This window comes from Terrabacter sp. 01T434 (assembly GCF_056398545.1).
Map to the genome: position 1 here is coordinate 426,672 of NZ_JBFTPP010000003.1, position 18,761 is coordinate 445,432.

An 18,761-nucleotide genomic window follows, 5' to 3' on the forward strand; every position below is an offset into this window, starting at 1 on the left:
TGCGAGCCCTCGACGGTCATTCTGACGCAGAGGTGTGGACCACGGGACGCCGGCTGATGGCGGCAGCGCCCACGTGATCGGCTCCCCTGGCCGCCAGCGTTCGCAGTGCCAGCTCTGGCGGTAGCAGCTCCGAGAACTTGAGCTTCTTCAGGGCATCCACGCTGACCTCGGGGGCGACACCTGCGAGGTCGTCCCCGAACTCCCTTCGAGCAACCCCGAGAGCGCTTTGAACCGCCGCAGCCGTCGCATCAGAGCGAAGTGAGATGTTGAGGTTGCTGAAGGTCCACTCATCCAACAATTCAGGTGCGACGGCACCAAAAGCCGCCGTGAGCACCGCGTTGGCGCGTGCTCCCGCGAAGGTCCACCACTTGAGGCGGACGTGCTCCTGAGCAACCACTGTTGCGGCATGGTCGACGCGTGTGGCGAACGACTCTCGCACCTTGCTCAGACGGACCACGGCGCGCTCGCTGAGCTTCGCGCCGGCCGGGTCTGCCCCCAGAAGGAGCCGACGGATGGCGCCTGACAGCTCAAACGAGTACGGCCTCGGGTCGCCGCTCCACTTGGACCTTCCGGGCTGCTCGCTCGGCTCGACGTAGGCACGCCGCCGCTTCCAGTCGACGTGAGTGACGGCCCATGGTCGGCCGGCCAAGGCGATCACACGCTGACCTTCGACCTTCGACGTCAGCAAAAGCGGGTCGACGCTGCCGACCTCGGTGCGTCCGTGGAGCACCGTCACCTCGGGCACGGCGGTGAAGATGGCCAGCAGATCCATGAAGTTGCGTGACCCGTACCGTCGCTCGGCAGCATTGCCAACGAATGCGAGGCCGGAGTCCAGGCTGAGGTGATCGGTGTCGACGAGCCATTGCGCCACCTGGTCCAGCTCGGCGTCGGTCGCGAGGCCGAGCCCGCTCATCCACGTCGACTCCGCGCGCACGTCGATGTGCCCCTTCTGCAGCGCTGTCCCCAAGAGCTGTTGGGCCGCAACGTGCCTCGGTCCGCTGGGCGCTGTCACGGGCTCGACGAAACCCTCACCCATCAGGAGCAGGAGTCCGGCAGCGCGAACGAGCTCGACGTCGTCGAGCGCAAGGAAGGTCATGTTGCGCGTCGTCCCGGGACGCCGGCCGGCGCGCCCGAGGCGCTGCAGCACCGACGCTACGGAGTTGGGAGCCCCGATCTGGACCACGCGGTCAAGATCGCCGACGTCGATACCGAGCTCCAGCGTCGACGTCGACACGATGACGCAGTTCCGTGCTTCGGCGAACGCCGCTTCCGCCCGGCGTCGCTCTTCAAGAGACAGCGACGAGTGCGACACGAAGGTCTCGACCGATAGCTCTCTGAGCTGCGTCGCCACCTCCTCCACCGTGCGGCGAGAGTCCGCGAAGACGAGCCGCTTCTCACCGACGTGCAGGCGCGAGAGAACAGTTGCGGCGTTGTTTACGCTCCCGACGTAGTCAAGTGCCAGATCCGCGGCTCCGGGCGCGGCAGCGGACGGCGACACCACGGTCGCCGGGCGCCCCCCGGCACCGCGACCCTGCAGCCAGGTCAGCAGCTCGGGCGCGTTGCCGACGGTGGCCGAGAGTCCGACCCGCTGCACGGGACGCCCGGCAATCTGGGTCAACCGCTCGAGCACCGCGAGCAGATGCCATCCACGGTCGTCGCCTGCAAAGGCGTGGACCTCGTCGACGACGACGGCCCGGAGGTCACCGAACATGCGCGGTGCGTCCACCAGTCGAGAGACGAGCATGGCCTCCACGGACTCAGGGGTCGTTAGAAGGACGGAGGGACGCTCGGTCGTCTGACGTTTCCGTGCGCCCGCCGACGTGTCTCCGTGACGGGTGGACACCTCCCGCCCCAGCCATGCGGCGTAGCTCTCGAGGCGCGGCTGCAGGTTGTTGAGCAACGCCTTGAGCGGGCAGATGTAGAGCAGCGAGAGACCCGCCCACTGCTCGTTCTCCATCTTCGTCAGAAGGGGAAACATCGCAGCCTCGGTTTTGCCCCCGGCCGTCGGAGCCAGCAGCACCGCGTCCCACCCTGCCAGCAGCGGCTGCACGGCCTCACCTTGGAGCGGCCTCAACCCTGGCCAGCCGAGGCTGTTGACGATGTGGTGCTGGACCACGGGGTGCAGCCGGTCGAACGGCTCCCCCGCCACCGTCAGTCCTCGTCCACGTCGAGGTCGATCTCATCCAGCGAACCGGCCGGCTTCCCAGGCGCTGAGCGCCCGTGGGCCACCCGCTCGACATCGGAGAGCTCGCCCACGTCGACGGTCAAGGAGTAGTGGACCCGCGGGTCGAAGTCCTCGAACTGGTCCACTCGGTCGAGCACGTCGGACACGAGCTTCTTGAGGAACACCCGAGGAGCGATCCCGATGCGTCCGCCGAGCTGACCAGCCACTGCATCGGCGAGTGCGCCGATGTATGCGTCGTCGACGACTGATCGGACGCGGTCACCGCGCTCGCTACCATCGGCATAGAGGTTGCGCACCTTGTGGCCGAGGGTGACGAGCGAGTCGTGGCTGAACCCGGGCAGTCGGATCTGCACGGCACGTGGGTTGTCGAACCGCGCGTCGGTGCCGAAGTCGGTCGAAAGCCTCTGCGCCAAGGGAGGAAGCCGAGGTACCCCCGAGGGCCCGTCATAGAACGCCGGCGTCCCGGTGATGACGAGGTAGAGCCCGCGGAAACGTCCGGCATCGATCTCGTCGATGAGCTGGCGCAGCGCGTTGAACGCCTTGTCGCGCACGTCTCCTCGCACTCGCTGGAGGGTCTCGACCTCGTCGAGCACGAGCACGAGCCCGGGGTGTCCAGCGTCGCGGAGCACCGTGAGCAGGCCCTGAAGGAAGCCCATAGCGCCGAAGTGGTCGAGCTCTCCCCGGATGCCGGCCGCTCGCTTGGCCGCGCCGGCGACCTGTGGTTGCCCGCCCATCCAGGCCGCCAGCCCATCAGCGGTGGCGCCATCTCCGCGTGCCACGGCGGCGCGATATCCGCGCAGCGCTTGCGCGAAGACGGGCGTTTTCGAGCTCACCGTCGCCAACCGGCTCTCGAGCAGCTGGTCGACGGCCGTACCGACAGCCGCTTCATCCGCCCAGGCCAGCGCGGGGTTGGCTTCCACAGCGTCCGTCTCGATGGTGAACAGCCACGAGTCAAGAACCGCACGGAAGGCGCTCGGCGGGATCGACGTCGTCCGCATCGACTCCGTGATTCGCCGGTAGACCGACTCCAGCCGGTGCAGGGGGGTCTGCGTCTCGGAGATCTGCACCTCGGCCGTGGCGAAGCCGCGACGCATCGCGCGTTCAGCCAGAAACCTCGTGAAGAAGGTCTTGCCCGCTCCGTACTCACCGCGCACGGCCTTGAAGACGGCGCCGCCGTCCGACACGGCATCGAGCTCCGCATCGATCGCCCCGCCGAACCGGTCGAGACCCACGGCGAGCAAGTCGAGGCCGGACTCCGGGACCGTGCCGCGGCGGAGCGCGTTGATTACATCGCGGCGGCGACGGCTCGAGACGTCCTGCACCATCACCGCACCTCGAACTGGTCGCGCAGCAGTCGCTCATCGAGCACCACAGTGCCGGTCTGCGGCTCGGAGCCGATCACGGCATAGCCCTCGACGTTGAGCAGCTGCTGCACCTGCGCGAGAGCCCCACGGAGTCGGGTCTCGTTGAGCCCCAGAGCGCGTGCCGCGAGAGCGAGCGGCAGCCTGCCGCCGTTGGCGGCAGCGAGCGTGTCGACGAGAGCGGTCACTTGGTCGTCCTTGACGATGAGCCTGCCGGCCATCCGCCGCTGCGCCCTATACACGCTGCTGGCTACGACGGCGGCGCCGAGCGTCACGGTCTCCGCCGGTCCAGCTGCAGGGACGACCTCGTCGAAGAGTGTCGGACCGAGATCCTTGCCTGTGGCCACGAGCGGCGTCAGGTCGGGCATGGGGCTCGCCACAAGCACTGGAGCAGCAACGGCGGCGCTCTCTTCGGTCAGCCACCACGCGGGCACCTGAGGTGGAAGCAGGTCGAGCCCGAGCGGGTTGCTGTCCTCGTCCGGCAAGAGCACCGCGACGGGCACGACGACCTCTGCGGCGCTAGCGCCGCCGTGATAGCCGGCCTTGAGCGGCGCGTACCGAAGGCCCTCATCCACGGCCAGGACGGCGTGGTGGTCGGGCGTCAGCACGCGCGGCCCTGCGACCTCGACCTCACCCTCTTCCACGGCCCCGGTCACGGCGCGCGACCGTCCGCTCGTGATCTCGGCGTACGCACGCTGGGTCCCCTCACGGCGCTCGACGACGTGGCCGTGGTCGGCCGTGATGACGACCGTTCGCCCCGCCCCCCGCGCGCGAGCCAGCAGCGGCTCAAGGTGCTTGACGGCCTCGGCGTTCCAAGTCGTGCCGGCGGGGTCGCTGCGGTCGAGGGCATCGTCGATGGTGTTGAGCACGACGGTGACGAGCTTCGTCTCGGGGTCATCGAGCGCGGCGCCGACGTCCGCCCCCACTGACGCGCCCGCGGCGGTGCTGTCGACGGACTTCTTGTGAAACAACGCCGCCTTGAGCTTGCCGGCCTTCGTCGTGAGCTCGACGTAGTTCTTCACCTCGACGGCCTGCTGGCCCTGGGCCAGCCGACCGCTGAGCATCGACGCACGGCTCATCTCGGTGAGAGACGGCAGCACCGCCAGCGCAGCCGCCCGCCGTTGTGCCGGGGTGCGAGGCAAGGCGGCCTCGACCCAGCCGAGCCGCTCGGTGGCGTCGGTGAGGATCTCGGTCGCGGTCGCGGCGCTCATCCCGTCCATGACCAGAAGAAACACCGGCGCCTTGGTGGCCATTGGGAGGACGACCTTGGGCAGCAGTCGCTCGAGGTACCAGATGGTGCCGGCATCAGAGGCCTGACCGTCAAGGTCAGCGCTGCCCGACTGGGCCGTGCTGTGAGCCAGCGCCGAGGCGAACGACCGTTCATCCCCCGAGCGCCGTGCCCGCGCAGTGTTGAGGACCGCCGCCAGCCCCGCGGTCAGGTGGGGGTCGTCAACGCCGATGAAGGCGTCGTTGATCGCAGCATCGACCCAGGCTGCGTCGTCCATGTAGGCGCGGGCGAGCGAGCCAAGGTCGGATGACGTGACCTGTGGGGTGCCGCGCAGCCAGCGGGTCAGTCGGACGGCCGCGTGAAGAGGCCGCAGTAGCGGACCGCCCACCGTGCCGAGGCGGTGGGCCGTGACCCTCCCCCACGCCGTCTCGATGTCGTCGCCTGCCGACGACGCGGGATCGGTCGACGACGCGCCGCGTCGAAGGGCGTCGGCCAGCACCGCAAGTCGCGCGCGGAAGCCGCTGGGCAGCAGGTCCGAATGGACGCTCAGCGGCTCGGCCTGAACCTGGGTGACGATGGCGTCAGCCCTCTGGAGGACGCGCTCGACGTGCGCCTGCCAACGCTGGTCGTGCACGAGGTCGGCCAGGAGCGCCGTCGCCGCTCCCCCGAGAGCCCGGAGCGCCTGGACGGGCGGCACGAGACCGTTCCATCGGGGCTCCAACCGCACCAGGGCGAGCTGAGCCGCGTGCGCTGACTCAGGCGACGCGATGCGTTCGGACGTCAACACACTGAGCACGATGCCGAGTGGGACGATGTCGGCCATCTCGCCTTGGCGCAGCATGGCCCGCACCGGGGCCGCTGAGGCACCGGAACGGTCAGCGATCCAGTTGAGCGTCTCGTCGGCGAGTCTGTCGCCAAAGGACTCTCGCAGCTCGGCCACCGAGGTGACCGCCGAGGGCCGCATGGACCACCGGAGCACTGCGAGGACGTCCGCGGTGTCGCCCTCGAGGTCCAGGTGGGCACGTGCCACGGACGCCAAGGCATGGGACCGCGTCAAGATGCCAGCAGGCGCCGCGGGCCATCCGGTCGGGGGTGTTGCGGCGAGGAGCGCGACGGCGAGGTCCTTGCTCTGGCCGAGGGTGAGAGCCGGGTCGATGCCCGTGGCAGCGAAGCGGTGCCGCACCGCCTCCCACGGGTCGGGGCTGCGCAGCCGCTGCCACACGAAGTGGGCGAGCACGCCGGCACCGAGGTCGGCGTCGTCGCGGTCGGTGACGACGACCATCCAGTCGCCGTCGTGGTGCTCACGCAGCACCTCACGGACCGCGAGCGCCGATTCGGCCGGGCGGATCCGCACGGTGCGTGCATGATGCTGCACGTCGGCGCTGACACCTCGGTCAGGTGCGCCCCGCATACCGATGACTCCGGACGCATAGCCCTTCTCCCGCGCTTCGTCGACGATCGCCAGCACCATCGACGTGCTGACGGGGGTCGCCGAGACACCAGCGGTCATTCGACCACCCGCCAGGTGACCTCGACGGACTTGCCCGCGTACTGGTCGAGGAAGGCGCTCAGCTCGTTGAGGACGTCGCTGTTGGAGGAGCTCGCTCCACGAGTGGCTTTGCCCGAGAGCCATCCTCGCGGCTCGATCGGGCCAGGACCTGGGCCCGGGCCGACGATCGGCGGCGTTGGGTCAACGAAGCGCGTCAGCCAGTCGAAGATGCCGTCTTCAGCGGCCTTGAGCGCCCTGGCGACCGGCGTCACGATCTCGTCCTGCTCGAGCGCCGAGCGCAGATCGTTGATGACACCGGCTGCCTGCGTGGCCGCGTCACCTTCGCCCTGCATCGCGGCCGTCAGCGGGTTGAGCCGCTTCCACTCGAAGCCATCGAGCGTTCGCGCCACGTCGGCAGCCGAGGCGAGCGACTTGCCCGCAGCCGTCGCCGTGGCACCCCCGAGGTCGGCCGTGGCGAGACGACGCACAAGGTCGACGCCGGTCAAGTGCCGCAGCTGCTGGACGAGTGCTCCGCTAGCACGGGCCGTGTCGAGTCGGGCGCCAGCGCTAACGCCCAACCTGCTGTATGCCGCCTCAATGGCAGCGACGTGCGTCGGCGCTGCCGAGGACAGCTCCTTGGCGGCCTCCGTGGCCTTCCTCTCGAAGTCGGCCACCGCGGGAGCGGTGAGATGGGGAGCGCCGGTGATGCCGAGCAGGCCGCCCGCGGCAGCCGTTGCCGCGGACCACTCGCCGGCGGTGGGCATCGGCTGGGTGCGCAGCTCCATGCTCGGCGCGAGGGCGCCCGGCTCCGGGACAGCAGATAGCGGAGCGCCGTGCTGGAACCACGCGCGCTGGCGCAGCGCCGCCCACGTGATGATGACGAGGTCGCTCACCTCGGGCCGCAGCCCCTGAGCAGGCTTGACGTCATCGATCCAGGCGCGCAGTTCGGCGACCGACACCGGCTCGTGTGGGCCGACTCCCTTGTCCTGATCTCGGCGGCCGAGGGCACGCTCGATCTCCTGGCCCCAGGGGCTGAACCGCTCGTCGCCGAGCAGGTAGTGCATCTCCGTGGCCGTGCCGACGCCAAGCGGACCGGCGATGCGCCGCACCGCGGCGGTGTCGCCTTGCAGCTCGACGCGCTTCTCCTTGTCAGCGGCGGCTCGGGCGATGTGCGCAGCAACGACCCGAAGGTCCTTGACCTTGACCTCCACATCGCCGGGCTCGAAGGTCGGGTGCCCGGCGTAGGTCGCCTCGAACGCCTGCGAGAGCAGGTTGGTGAAGGCGATCCCGAGCGTGGCGCCAACAGGGTTCGACGGGGCGAAGGAACGGTCGAGCGAGACGAGGGTGCGGTCGTGCGCGGGGTCGTCGACGAGAGTCCCCGGTCGCGGGGATGCGGCACCGTACGCCTGCTGGATGGCGTCCTCGAGGCTGCGGCGGATGGTGTTGCGCTGCGACTCGAGGATGCCCTTGGCGAGGGCGCGGTCGGCTTCGTTGAGGTGGTCGGCATGGCTCTGCCAACGGTCACCGCTGCCCTCGAGGAGCCAGTTGAGGATGACGAGGCGACGCAGGTCGCGGATCTTCTCGTCCGAGAGGAACCGCGGCAGCCAGACGATGGTGCGCGCTTGGAAGCCCTTGGTCTGCATGTCATCGATGCGCTGCAGGTCTTCCGACGAGGAGTGCCCGGCGTCGTCGAACGGGTGGTCGATGACGACCCTCCACGTCCCAGGCACGTCCCGGAAGTGGTCGTCGGAGAGCCAGCTGCGGTCGCGCACGTTGCCGAAGAGCACGTCGACCTTGCGGCGAGAGCCCCGCCAGATGATGTCGTGGCTGTAGGCCCCCTGGATGTCCTGCTGGCCGAGCTGCACGCCGAGCGTGTCGCTCACGAGGTCCTTGATGAGCTCACGACGCCGGCCCTCGTTGTCCTCACCCTTGGCGCGCTCGACGATGGACTCGTAGTCCACCTCGGAGAGCTGGACGCGGATCGTCGGGTTGGCACCGTCGCCGTCGAGATGGATCTCGGGAACATCCCGGGCCCAGTTGCGCACCTTGGTGAGGACGAGCCGTGACTCTCCACCTGGAAGGGGCGAGACGATCGAGCCGTGGTTGAGTGACGCGAGCCGGGCGGCCGTCAACGACTTGAGCGCGGGGACGTTCGGCGCAACGGCTGAAAGCAGCAGCGTCTTCGCGAGGCGGTCGTCGGGGGCGAAGCCGGCCGGCACCTTCTCGGGCTCGTCCCGCAGGGTGCGCTCGTCGATCGAGTGGTTGCTCAGCAGGAGCGGGCGCAGCTTCTCGGTGTAGAGCTTGTTCGCCGAGCGGAAGAGGGCCGCGGCCTGGGGGTCGAGGGCCTGGCCCGTCTGTCCCTGGACGATGAGGTCGAAGGAGTCGCCGACCGGGAGGATCTCGTCGATGGTCAGGGTGTCGCGCCGGTCGACGAGCATCTGCTGCATGACCTTGAGCGCAGTGCGCTCGCGCTGCATGACGCTGGCCAGCGAGCGCAGCGTCGACACGAGCGCCGGCGAGAAGGGGTAGGTGAGGCGGAAGGCCTGCTCGTCGGCTCCTCGGTGGCGCTCGTCGGTGTTGACCCCGTCGAGGAGCACGTCCCACACGTCGGGCCGGCGGTCGATGCCCTGGAAGGCATCCTGCAGCTGGTGCTCGGCCTCGGCATCGCGCGGGCGCAGGAGTCGGCGGTTGGCGACGAACGGGAGGTTGTCGTCGCCGAGGACGACGCGGCCGAAGCGCCCCTCCTGATGCCGGAAGGCGCGGTCGAGCGCCTCCTGCTCGGAGCCGCTCGCGCCCGAGTCGGCGAACCAGCGACGCAGGTCCATCTGCCGGGCGACAAAGGAGATGAGCGGGATGGCGCGCCCACCGATGGACGACTCGACGAGCTTCGTCAGCTTCTGCGACTCGCGACGGAAGAACTCACGGTCCTGCACCGAGAAGGCGAGCCACAGCACGAGCTCGTCGAGGAAGAGGACGACGGCGTCGTAGCCGAGCCCCTTCGCGTGGCTCGAGATGGCGGCGAGGCCGGTGTCGAGGTCGACGAACTCAGCCTGCTGCGTGTATGCCGTGAAGTACGTCTCGACGAGCGCGGAGACGAGCTGTTGGCGCAGTTCGGACGCCGGGGACGCCGCCCGCGCCTCGTCGTAGCGCGCCCCGTCCCAGCTGCCGGACCCGAGGACAGCGGCCCACGGGTCGGCGCCGTCGTCTCCCTTGGAGGCGCCGCCGTTCAGACCCGCGAAAAAGGCGTCGTCGCCGAGGCGCTCGCGCATGCTCGACGCATCCTCAAGAAGGGCGTCGGACTTGTGGATGGCCGGCAGCGGGGCGCCAGGGTGCAGCTCGCGGATCTGGCGGATGTAGCCCTCGAAGAGGGCCTGCTCCATCGTCTTGGCACCGAGGAGGTGGAAGGCGAGCGGCAGGATCTTCCGTTCGTAGAGGGCATGGTCGTGCTTGGCGATGACAGCCTGCAGCTCGGCCTTGGCGCGCGCGGCAGGCTCGTGCCGGAGGAGGGCGTGCAGCACGGCCATGAAGTGCGACTTACCGGAGCCGAACGAACCGACGAGGAACGCACCGCGGCTCACTCCGGAGCCGACGGCCTCAGCGACGAGCCCGAGCGCGTCGTCGAAGGCTTGGGCGATGGCCTCGGTAACGACATAGTCGTCGATGGTTCGGCTCGCGGCCTCGGCGCCGACCGAGTCGGTGAGGCGCAGCACGTAGTCCTCGGCGCCGGCCCGCTCGGGGATGTCGATGACGTCGCGAAGAAGGGTGCTCACGATGGCTCCTGCGTAAATTTTCATGGGTGCGCTCACGTGGTCCGGGGCTTGCGGCCGCGGGTGGAAGGCGCGGGACGCCAGGCCTTGAGCTCGTCGATGGTGCGGCCGACCTGGAGCGCGCGGGTGCGCAGCTCCTCCTCGAGGTAGTCGGCGAGGTTGACGCCGAAGGTTGCGTCGTCCTCGTCGTGCCATTGCCGCACCCACGGCTGGAGCTCCGCAAGGCCGGCGACGAGCGGGATAAGTCGCTCGTCGCTCCAGCCTTCCGCTTCGCGCTCCTGGATGACGGATGCCAGTGCGAGGGCTTGCTGGGCGTGGTCCCAGCCGGCCCAGCCGAGCAGCTGTGTCGCGTCAGTCTCGCGAGACGCGTCGGGGTAGAGGATGAACCGCTCCTTCGGCACGTCGAGCTTGCCGCGGTGCTGCCACCACGACGCCTTGCGGAAGTCCGCTGACGTGTACTTGGGCGGCACCGGGATGTCACCGACCTTTTCGCCCGCGTCCTCACGGCGCTGCAGGTCCCAGGTGTGCTCCCACGCCTCCCGCTTGCGCAGGCCCGAGTCCTTCAGTCGGAAGGCCGCGAGGTACGGCACGCTCTCCGTGTCGAGCAGGCTCCTGAGCAACTGCGTCACAGACTGGTCCCTACGGCCGGACCACAGCCCAAGCACGGAGACGAGGTCGTCATCGCGCTCGACCAGGTCGGCCAGCTGCGCGATGGAACGCGCGGCGGGACGACCCTGCTTGTCGAACCAGAACCGCCGATCCTCGAGGCGGTTGAGCAGCCAGCCCCGGAGGGCACTTTCTACCTGCTTGTCCCACGGCTCGGTCGCCCAGCGACGCTTGTACTCCGGCTTCTCAAGCAGACGGATGAACTTGTTCGACTCGATGACGTCGAGGCGACGCTGGACGAGCTGTCGGTAGTCCTCAGGCCAGTGCGATGGGATTTCGGTGATCGGAGTCGAGCGATGGCGAACAAACCAAGCTGCGTCGGCCTCCCCCGTTGCAGCCTTACGAGCAAGTGCGATCTCGAAGGCACGCTCTCCCTGGCAGATAGGGGGCAGGCGCTCGCACTGGTACGTCAGGTCTCCGTCGATGAGCCCGTACGAGCGATACACCTCCCAATCGAGTTCCTCCTGTTCGGCGATCATCAGGGCTCGATTGGCCATGATTCCGTCATATGCCCGCTGCAACAGTCCCTCATTCGGGACACCATCGCGTTGGCGAGCAGTGTCCTCGAAGCGCTCGGTTACTAGCCCCGCAAACCGGTCGATGGTGCGTGCCCGCTCGAGCGGGAGCGTTCGTGGCAGCGGGAAGTCCTTCAGCGTTGTGCCGGTGAACTCGTAGAAGTCCTCCCATGGAGCCTGGGTCTGGCGTGCTCCCTTGGTATCGACCGTGCTGCCCTTGTTGTGGCTGTTCTGCTTGAGCCAGAAGCAGGCCGTGGACGAGTTCAGGACTCCGAGCAGCGCGAGGTGTTCATCCTCCGTTGCGTCCGCTGGCAACTTGATGACCGGCGCGGTTCTAGTGAAAATCCGCCTGTTTCGGTCCAGAGAGAACTGATTGTGGGTCGCTACGAAGGCGAAACCTATGGACAGCGTGGTCCGCAATTTGGCCTTGGCCAGCATCCCGTACTCGACCCACGCCATGCCTCGATCGGCGCGCGTCTTGCCAAACATCAGGTAGCCCTGGACGACACGACGCGACGGCCACATGTGACGCGAGTCCAGCGAGTCTGTCAGCACCTGCAGATGCTCGTCGTAGGGCCAAAAGCGCTTCTCCCCGGTGACCTGATAATCCCGGACCCCCTCGCCGAACACCGCCTCCGCAAAGGGCTCGCTGCTCCACGAAGGAAGTTCGAATGCGTCCTCTTCTCCGATGACTGCAATGATTCCAATCTCTTTCGCCTCTGACCCCAGGCGTCGAGTCGCGGCGTTCTCGACCTGACGCATGAGTTCAGGGGCGCCACCGCCAGTCAGGGACCATGGGTGCGTGTAGAGGGAAGAGCGCGGCAGGCTTGTGGCTGTGACGAACTCGCCATCGAAATCGTTCTCGCCGACCCGCTCGACAATCTCGGTCCAGACGCGTCCATTTGCGGGGACTTTCGGTTGCCCCGGCTCACCACGGACTCCAAGAACAGCACTGAGTGTTGGCTCGACTGGGGGCTGCGGTCTGCCAACGACGATGACGGTCGGTGTGCCGTGCCCCGGAATATAGGCGCCTGACGTGTCGACGATGAGCCGCAGATCCTGCTTGGCCAGGAACTGCTCGACCAATTTCACCCCGAACTCGCGTTTCATGAACCCGTTCGAGGTGATCTGGCCCGCCCATCCGGCTGGCTTGTCTCCGACATGCCGCTTGGCGAGTTGGAAGAACCGTTCCATGAACGGGACAGTCAACGAGTACTTTCCCGAACAGGTGGTGTAGAGCTCGCGGTAGGCGAGGTTGAGCTTCCTGTCAGGCGGTTGGATGTACGGCGGGTTGCCGACCACGACGTCGTAACGTCCGGGTTCGAGAATCTTACGCAAGGTGGCGAGGTCCTCGGTGTCATAGGCGAAGCCGCTGACCGCGGAGTCTGCGTCCAAACCATCGAACTGCATCGAGAACTGGTGGCCACCATGCAAAAGCGAGTCGCCCGCCGCCAAGTTGACCTGGAAGGCAGGGGCGTCCTCGAGCGAGATCAGCTCGCTCGCCTGGAGCGCCGCGACCATGAGTCTGAAGCGGGCGATGGCGACGGCGAAGGGGTTGAGATCGACGCCGTGAATGGCATCGAGCGCCTTCTGAACACGAGCCTGGATCTCCAGGCCCGGTGCCTGTCGCGCCCATCGGTCGTTGAGGCGTGCGAAGGCACCAAGGAGGAAGTGTCCGGACCCGCACGTCGGGTCGATGAGGGTGAAGCCCTCGAGCGGTCGCTCGGCAAGCGCGGGCTCCATCGTCTGGTCGAGGATGAACTCCTCGACGAACTCCGGTGTCTGGAGCAGCGCGAAGGTCTTCTTCGCGTAGTCCGAGAGGTCCTGGTAGAGGTCGCCGAGGAAGCGCGTCGACAGGTCAGGATCGCTGAAGTCCCAGACGAGGTCGCCGGCCTCGGTCGTCTGACGCCAGAAGCCGATGAGCTGGTTGACTGCCTGACCGGACGGGGACACCGTCCACAGCGGCGAGTGCGACTCGACGAGGTCGCGCGTGCCCTTGATGGCGCGGAGGTGATCGACGGCCTGGAGCAGCCACTCCCGGTCGGTGTGCTCGGGGTTGCGGCGGAAGTACTCGAGCTCGGCGTCGAGCGCCTCCTGGCGACGCTCGGCCGGTCCCGCGATCCATACCGGCTTGAGTAGGCGGTTGTCCTCGCAGAAGCGGACGAACACCGACGTCAACACCCAGGCGACCGCGGCCTGCGTGACGCGGTCGTCGCGCCAGGCCTGCCACGACATGGCCGTCCGCTCGCGGGCGACCGCCGACTCGTGCAGCGAGCGCCACTCGGTGAGCACGTCCGGCTGCTGGGTCTCCACGCGGTCGCGGAGGTCGTCCTCGAGGGACAGCACGACCTTCTTGAGCGCCGCGGTGAGGTCAGGCGATACAGCCACGTCTAATGCTCCTTCTGTGCGGCCGCGCCCACGGTGGCGGCGCTGTCGATCCAGTCGTTATCGAGAGCCACGTACTGGCTCGGTGCCGCGAGCGGCACCGGCCGCCCGTCGAGCAACGGCCCGTGGTTGCTGGCGAGCTGGGGCACGACGAGCCACACGGCCTGCTGACGCGAGGCGCCGAGGTCGGTCCATTTCGCGAGGAGGCCCATGTTGTCGTACCGCGCGAGGGGTGAGGCCTCGGTCAGCAGCACCGGCGCATCGTGGCCGGAACTCGACAGCGCTGCGTCGACCGCCTGCTCCACTTGGCTCCAGGATCGCTTAACGAGCTCGTTGAGCCCGCGGCGGCCGCGGCTCGTCTCCGACTCGGCATCCGCTGCACGCACCAGCTCCCACGGGAGGCCGGTGCGCTCGGAGGCAGCCCGCAGCGCGTCGAGAAGGACGCCGGTGACGTCGACGACGCGAGCGGCATACTGCGCCTCGGCTGCCAAGACGAACTTCGTCAGCCTGTCGGCCCGGACTCCGAGGGCCAAGAACGAGCGACTGGCGATGGACCCCTCGAGACGAGCTCCGATGGCACCCGAGACACCAACAGGCGAGGTCGTGACCGACAGGCTCGTCGGCTGGCGTGACTCGAGGCCGGTCGTCGCTCCCAGCTTGGGCGAGCGGTAGATACCGAGGCGGTCGTCGTACACGAGACCAAGCCCGGCGTCCTGCACCAAGGCGTCGAGTGTCGGGCGTTGCGGCAGCTCTGGCACAGACGGGAAGCGGACGCTGACGCGGTCGCGAATCTCCGCAGGACCGAGCTGGAGGCCACCGCCGAAGTCCTTGAACGTTAGCTCGAGGGCCGCGACCTGCGTGAGGCCCTTGTGGTGCAGCTCGCCCCCGCCGGTGACGGCGCCGCTTGCTGACATGGCCGCCGCGAGCTGAGCCTGGCGCATGGGGTCGGTCAGCGGGGCGGGCAGGTCCCGGAGCTGACGCACGGCCGCGGCCAATTTGGCCCGTACCTGCGCGGCGGCGACGACACCGCGGCGTGGGTCGTCGATGGCCTGGACGAGGTGCTCGGCCTCGCCGCCGAGCACTTCGGCCACCTCGAAGAGGGCTTGGTCCTCGGCGAGGAGGGTCACCTTGCCGTCGCGACGGCGCAGCCACACGGAGTCGGCCGAGCCGTCGGCCCGGTTGAGGGCACGCCGCCGCTCGAGGGCGAAGCGCAGCAGGCCGAGCGCGAGTCGCTCGTCGCGGTCGTCGGACGTGCTCAGCGCCCCGACGACGGCATCGTCGACCTCACCCGGGGTGGCGACGCCACCGAGCATCGTGAGGCGCGTGCTCGCGGCGTCGGCGAGCAGGTCGAGGAGCCGGCGGGTGCGGTCGTCGGAGGCCCACGCTTCCTGCAGAGCGGTAAGGATCTGCGTGCCGCGAGCGGTGGTCACGGGCTCCGGCAGATGTGCCGCGAGCTGCGCGTGGGTGGCGAAGGCCTCGAGGTCGGTACCGATACCGAGGACGAGGCGCACCATGGCTCCACGGTTGGGGGCACGCTTGGACGCCACGGCCGAGAGGAGCAGGTCTGCGGCCTCGGCCGGCGTCGGCGGGCGGACGTCGAGCTCGTCAGTCTCGCGGGCGTCGCCGAGACGCTCGCGCCACTCCTTCATCCGTGCGCTGATCTGCAAACGCGTCGCGTTGGCGACGCCCTGCATCCGCGACAGTCGGACGGGGTCGACGGTGAGGAGCTCGCCGACAGTGGTGACGGCATACGGCTCGAGCGCGGACAGCGCGCGTGCAGTGAGACCGGACTCCGCGAGCGGCGTGCTCATCGTCGCCGCACGCGCCAGCTCGTCGTTGGACGCATCGGGCTCGGTGGTGGCGTCAGCGGCGAAGATCGACAGCCACGCCGACCGCATCGACTCGGCAGTGTCGTGACGCGCGGCCGCGTCACGCGCGAGAGCCGTGCGGAAGAAGCCGACGAGAGCCTCGGCCAGCGCGGGGTCGAACATCTCCGGGGTGATTGTGGCCTCGTCCTGCACGGCGGCCGGGTTGGCGTCGCGGTCCCCGTAGACCGGGGTGGCGCCCGTCGCCATTTCGAAAAGAACAACGGCCGCGGCATACCGCTCGGCGGCGGAGTCGTAGCGGTCGCGGGCGCCGGTGAGGAACGGGTCGAGGTAGGGCGGCGTGCCCGCTGACGTGGCTGACGCCGCCGCACGGGTGAGCGAGAAGTCGAAGAGCACGAGGTGCTTGGTGCGGTCACCACGGTTCTCACGGACGCCGAGGTTGGAGGGCTTGATGTCGCGGTGGTCGACGCCAGCCTTGTCGAGCACGACCATGCCGTCGAGGAGGTCGACGCCGAAACGCTCGAGGAGGTCGAGCGAGAGACGGGACCGGGTGCGGAGCACCTCGGTCAGGGTCTCGGCTCCGGCGTTCTCCAGCAGCAGCGCCGGGCGCCCGCCGACGACGATCGGCCCTTCGATGACCTTGACGACGCGGGGGTTGTCGAGGCTGCGCAGCACCTCGGCCTCGTCGGTGAGCCGCGACGCTGCCTCGTCGTTGAGGGCCACCTTGAGGACCCGTTGGGCCTCGCTGCCGCTGGCATGGCGGTCGATGACGAGCAGGCCCACCGCGGTGGAGCCCTGGCCGAGCCGGCGGACCAGCTCGAAGCGTCCGTCGAGCACAGCGCCGGAATGGGCCTCGAGCGGGTCCTCCTGGGCGAGGTCGCTGGCGGTCTCGCGCTCGGCCTTGGACAGCTGGGCGAGCACCGTGCTGACGTCCGGGGTGCGCTGGCTCGGCGACGGGTGGGTCGCCTTGAGCACGAGGGAGCGCAGGTCGGAGGAGATCTGCGGCAGCTCGACGCTGAGGTCAAGTCCCTGCTGAGCCTGCAGCCGCGAGATGAGCGCGCTCGCGCTCGGCGCCGGTGCGGTTCCCGTGAGCAGGTAGAAGGCGACGGCACCCAGCCCGAAGACGTCGAGGCGCACGCGGTCGGCTGCGGCGTTCCATACGCCCTCGGGTGCCTGGAACGACGCATCGATCCGGCCGTCCGCGTCAGGGGTGTCAGGGGCGGACGACGCACTCGTCGCGTCGCTCCTACGCGTGGGTGCGTGGATGCCGAAGAGGGACGTGACGCCAGGGACGGACGAGCGCGTCAACCCGTCGGCCGCAACGGTGCCCGCACCTTGCCAGTCGCCGAGGCGCACCTTCACGTCGTGCGTCGTGCCCGGGACCTCGCGCACCCACACCGCCTTCGGGGAGAGCCCGCGGTGCACGACCTTGTTGCTGTGGGCGTACTGCAGTGCCTCGCCGATCTGGCGCACCATCGACAGCTGCGTCTCAAGCGGGACGCCGTTCTCCTGCCCGGCCATCCAGAGGTCGAGCCGCTCCCACTCGGGTGCGTAGGGGTAGACGAGGCCGACGCCGAGCTCGGACTCCACGAGGTCTCTTGGCTGCAGGATGCCGTCGTGGTGCAGGCGCCCCATGAGCCGGAACTCGTGCTCCGCGATGCGTCGCACATCTGCGCGCGCGGTCGTGGTGGCGCTCGGTGCCAGCACCTGGAAGCGGATGCGAGCGCGGTCCTGTTGGACGACCTTGTGGGTGGCGAGCCAGTCCTGCCAGCCATCGCCTGAGTCGATCGACTCGTCCTCGATGACCCACGACCCAGCCTCACGCTGGCGCCGCTGGACGAGCCCGATCCTCGACATGAGATTCGTGAGGAGGCGCTCCTGCTGGAGGGTGATCGACCGCTTCCCGGCCGGCTCAAGCACGAGCTCGGAGATGCCCCAGAGGTTCGACTTCTCCTCGGCGCCGTCGAGCCCGTAGAGGCCCATCGCCGCCGCATCGCTGAGCTTGCTCGTGAACTGCGGGTGGTGGAGGAACACCGACTGCTGGACGAACGGGATGAGGTCGCGCTCGTCGGGGATGTTGGCCTTGGTCTCCTGGGCCCAAACGCGCAGCTCGTCGCGCAGCTTAGTTGCGAAGTATTGCGCCTTGCGGCGGGCCAGCTTGAGGGGCGAGTCCTCGGGGCGCATGCCGTCTCGAAGCCAACGGTGGTCATCGCCTCGGAGCACGCCGTAGTAGTGCTTGAGCTCGATGAGGTGGAGGCGGCCCCGGCCGAGGAGCAGGAGGTCGACCTCGTGCCAGCGTCCGTGGCTGTCGCGAAACTCGAAGTTCGACCACGCGCGGAACGGAGTCTCGTCGGGCATGATCGCGCGGATCAAGGCGAGGCCCTCCGCCTCGTGCGTGAACTGCGACGGGGACACCTCGACCCAACGGTCATCCCCTGTCTGCACCACTGCGCTTCCTCACCCTCAACCCTGCGTGGCCGTCGTTGGTCCGGCCGTCCCCAAGAACGGTAAACCTACCGCCCCAACGCATGAGATCCGGGACATTGACGCGACTCGTCGCGCTCAATCCCGAGATCACATTTCGGACATGACTGGTGGCTTTGCGAACACTGTCGCCGAGGGTGCATATGGTTCGGCATAGACAGGGGTCGTCGCCGTGCCCCTCAGCACCTTCGTCTCTCGGGTCAGCGCTGATGTGCCCGCGGGTCGATGAAGTCCCGCAGGAGCACCACTCACATGATTGACAACGCCGACCTCACCGATCTCTCTGACCGCGCCGCCCGCCTCTTCCAGTTCCTCGCGCAGGCGCAGGCTATGCGCTCGCGACCCGTGCGCGACGTCGACGACTACAAGCGCTCGGCTGCGGGTGGTCAGGTGCACTGGGTGGCGAAGGCCCCCGAACACTCGGCGGTGAGGAGCGCGTACCGCGACGTCGAGCCCACTGACGGGTTCCTGCTCTCGGTCGACCGCCTCATCCGCCAAGCCCCTCCCGAGGTGCCGCCCGAGATCGTGCCCTGGCTCAAGGGCGACCCAGACAAGGCGACCGTCGTTCCAGCGCTGCTCGAGCGCCGCCGAAAGGGCAAGCGGTTCGACTTCTCCACCCAGCAGGACGTCGAGGAGTTCGACCAGCTCATCGACCACCCCGAGATCAGCGCGACCTTTGAGCGGTGGATGTCGCGGTGGCGCCCGTGGTCCGAGCGCGAGAAGCTCGACGCCCCCGTCCGCGACTACTACGCCGCCCTCTACGAGACCTTCCTCCAGGCCGAATCCCGAAACGACGAGTTCGAGCTCGTGCTCGGTGTCGGGCTCCTTTCGTGGAACCCGGGAGACCTGCACCCC

7 protein-coding genes are annotated in these 18,761 nt (G+C 68.6%); all 7 read right to left on the reverse strand.

The window, feature by feature from the left end:
- Positions 1 to 16: 16 nt before the first annotated feature.
- Positions 17 to 2,149 carry a DEAD/DEAH box helicase gene (locus AC1DIW_RS09500; protein ID WP_478107707.1) on the reverse strand — a complete coding sequence of 711 codons (2,133 nt, stop codon included), beginning with the start codon at positions 2,147 to 2,149 and terminating at the stop codon, positions 17 to 19.
- 2 nt (positions 2,150 to 2,151) lie between these two features.
- Positions 2,152 to 3,510, reverse strand: a complete 1,359-nt coding sequence (gene brxD / locus AC1DIW_RS09505) for a BREX system ATP-binding protein BrxD (protein WP_478107709.1) — start codon at positions 3,508 to 3,510, stop codon at positions 2,152 to 2,154.
- Complete coding sequence (gene pglZ, locus AC1DIW_RS09510) at positions 3,510 to 6,284, reverse strand: BREX-2 system phosphatase PglZ (protein WP_478107711.1); 2,775 nt, start codon at positions 6,282 to 6,284, stop codon at positions 3,510 to 3,512. Before pglZ ends, brxD begins: the two co-directional genes overlap by 1 nt.
- Positions 6,281 to 10,033 carry a BREX-2 system ATPase PglY family protein gene (locus AC1DIW_RS09515; protein ID WP_478107713.1) on the reverse strand — a complete coding sequence of 1,251 codons (3,753 nt, stop codon included), beginning with the start codon at positions 10,031 to 10,033 and terminating at the stop codon, positions 6,281 to 6,283. Before AC1DIW_RS09515 ends, pglZ begins: the two co-directional genes overlap by 4 nt.
- A gap of 32 nt (positions 10,034 to 10,065) precedes the next feature.
- The gene (gene pglX / locus AC1DIW_RS09520; RefSeq protein WP_478107714.1) at positions 10,066 to 13,599 is read right to left on the reverse strand and encodes a BREX-2 system adenine-specific DNA-methyltransferase PglX; all 3,534 of its coding nucleotides are present in this window, start codon (positions 13,597 to 13,599) and stop codon (positions 10,066 to 10,068) included.
- A gap of 2 nt (positions 13,600 to 13,601) precedes the next feature.
- Positions 13,602 to 17,867, reverse strand: coding sequence for a BREX system serine/threonine kinase PglW (pglW, locus tag AC1DIW_RS09525; RefSeq protein WP_478107716.1), 4,266 nt, complete (start codon positions 17,865 to 17,867; stop codon positions 13,602 to 13,604).
- A 129-nt stretch (positions 17,868 to 17,996) separates the two neighbouring features.
- Positions 17,997 to 18,758: a hypothetical protein gene (locus AC1DIW_RS09530; RefSeq protein ID WP_478107718.1), complete on the reverse strand. Its 762-nt coding sequence runs from the start codon at positions 18,756 to 18,758 to the stop codon at positions 17,997 to 17,999.
- Positions 18,759 to 18,761 lie beyond the last annotated feature (3 nt).

Bases quoted from the DNA above. Each gene is read 5' to 3' on its own strand.
- brxD (WP_478107709.1), bottom strand. From the start codon at position 3,510: ATGGTGCAGGACGTCTCGAGCCGTCGCCGCCGCGATGTAATCAACGCG.
- pglZ (WP_478107711.1), bottom strand. From the start codon at position 6,284: ATGACCGCTGGTGTCTCGGCGACCCCCGTCAGCACGTCGATGGTGCTG.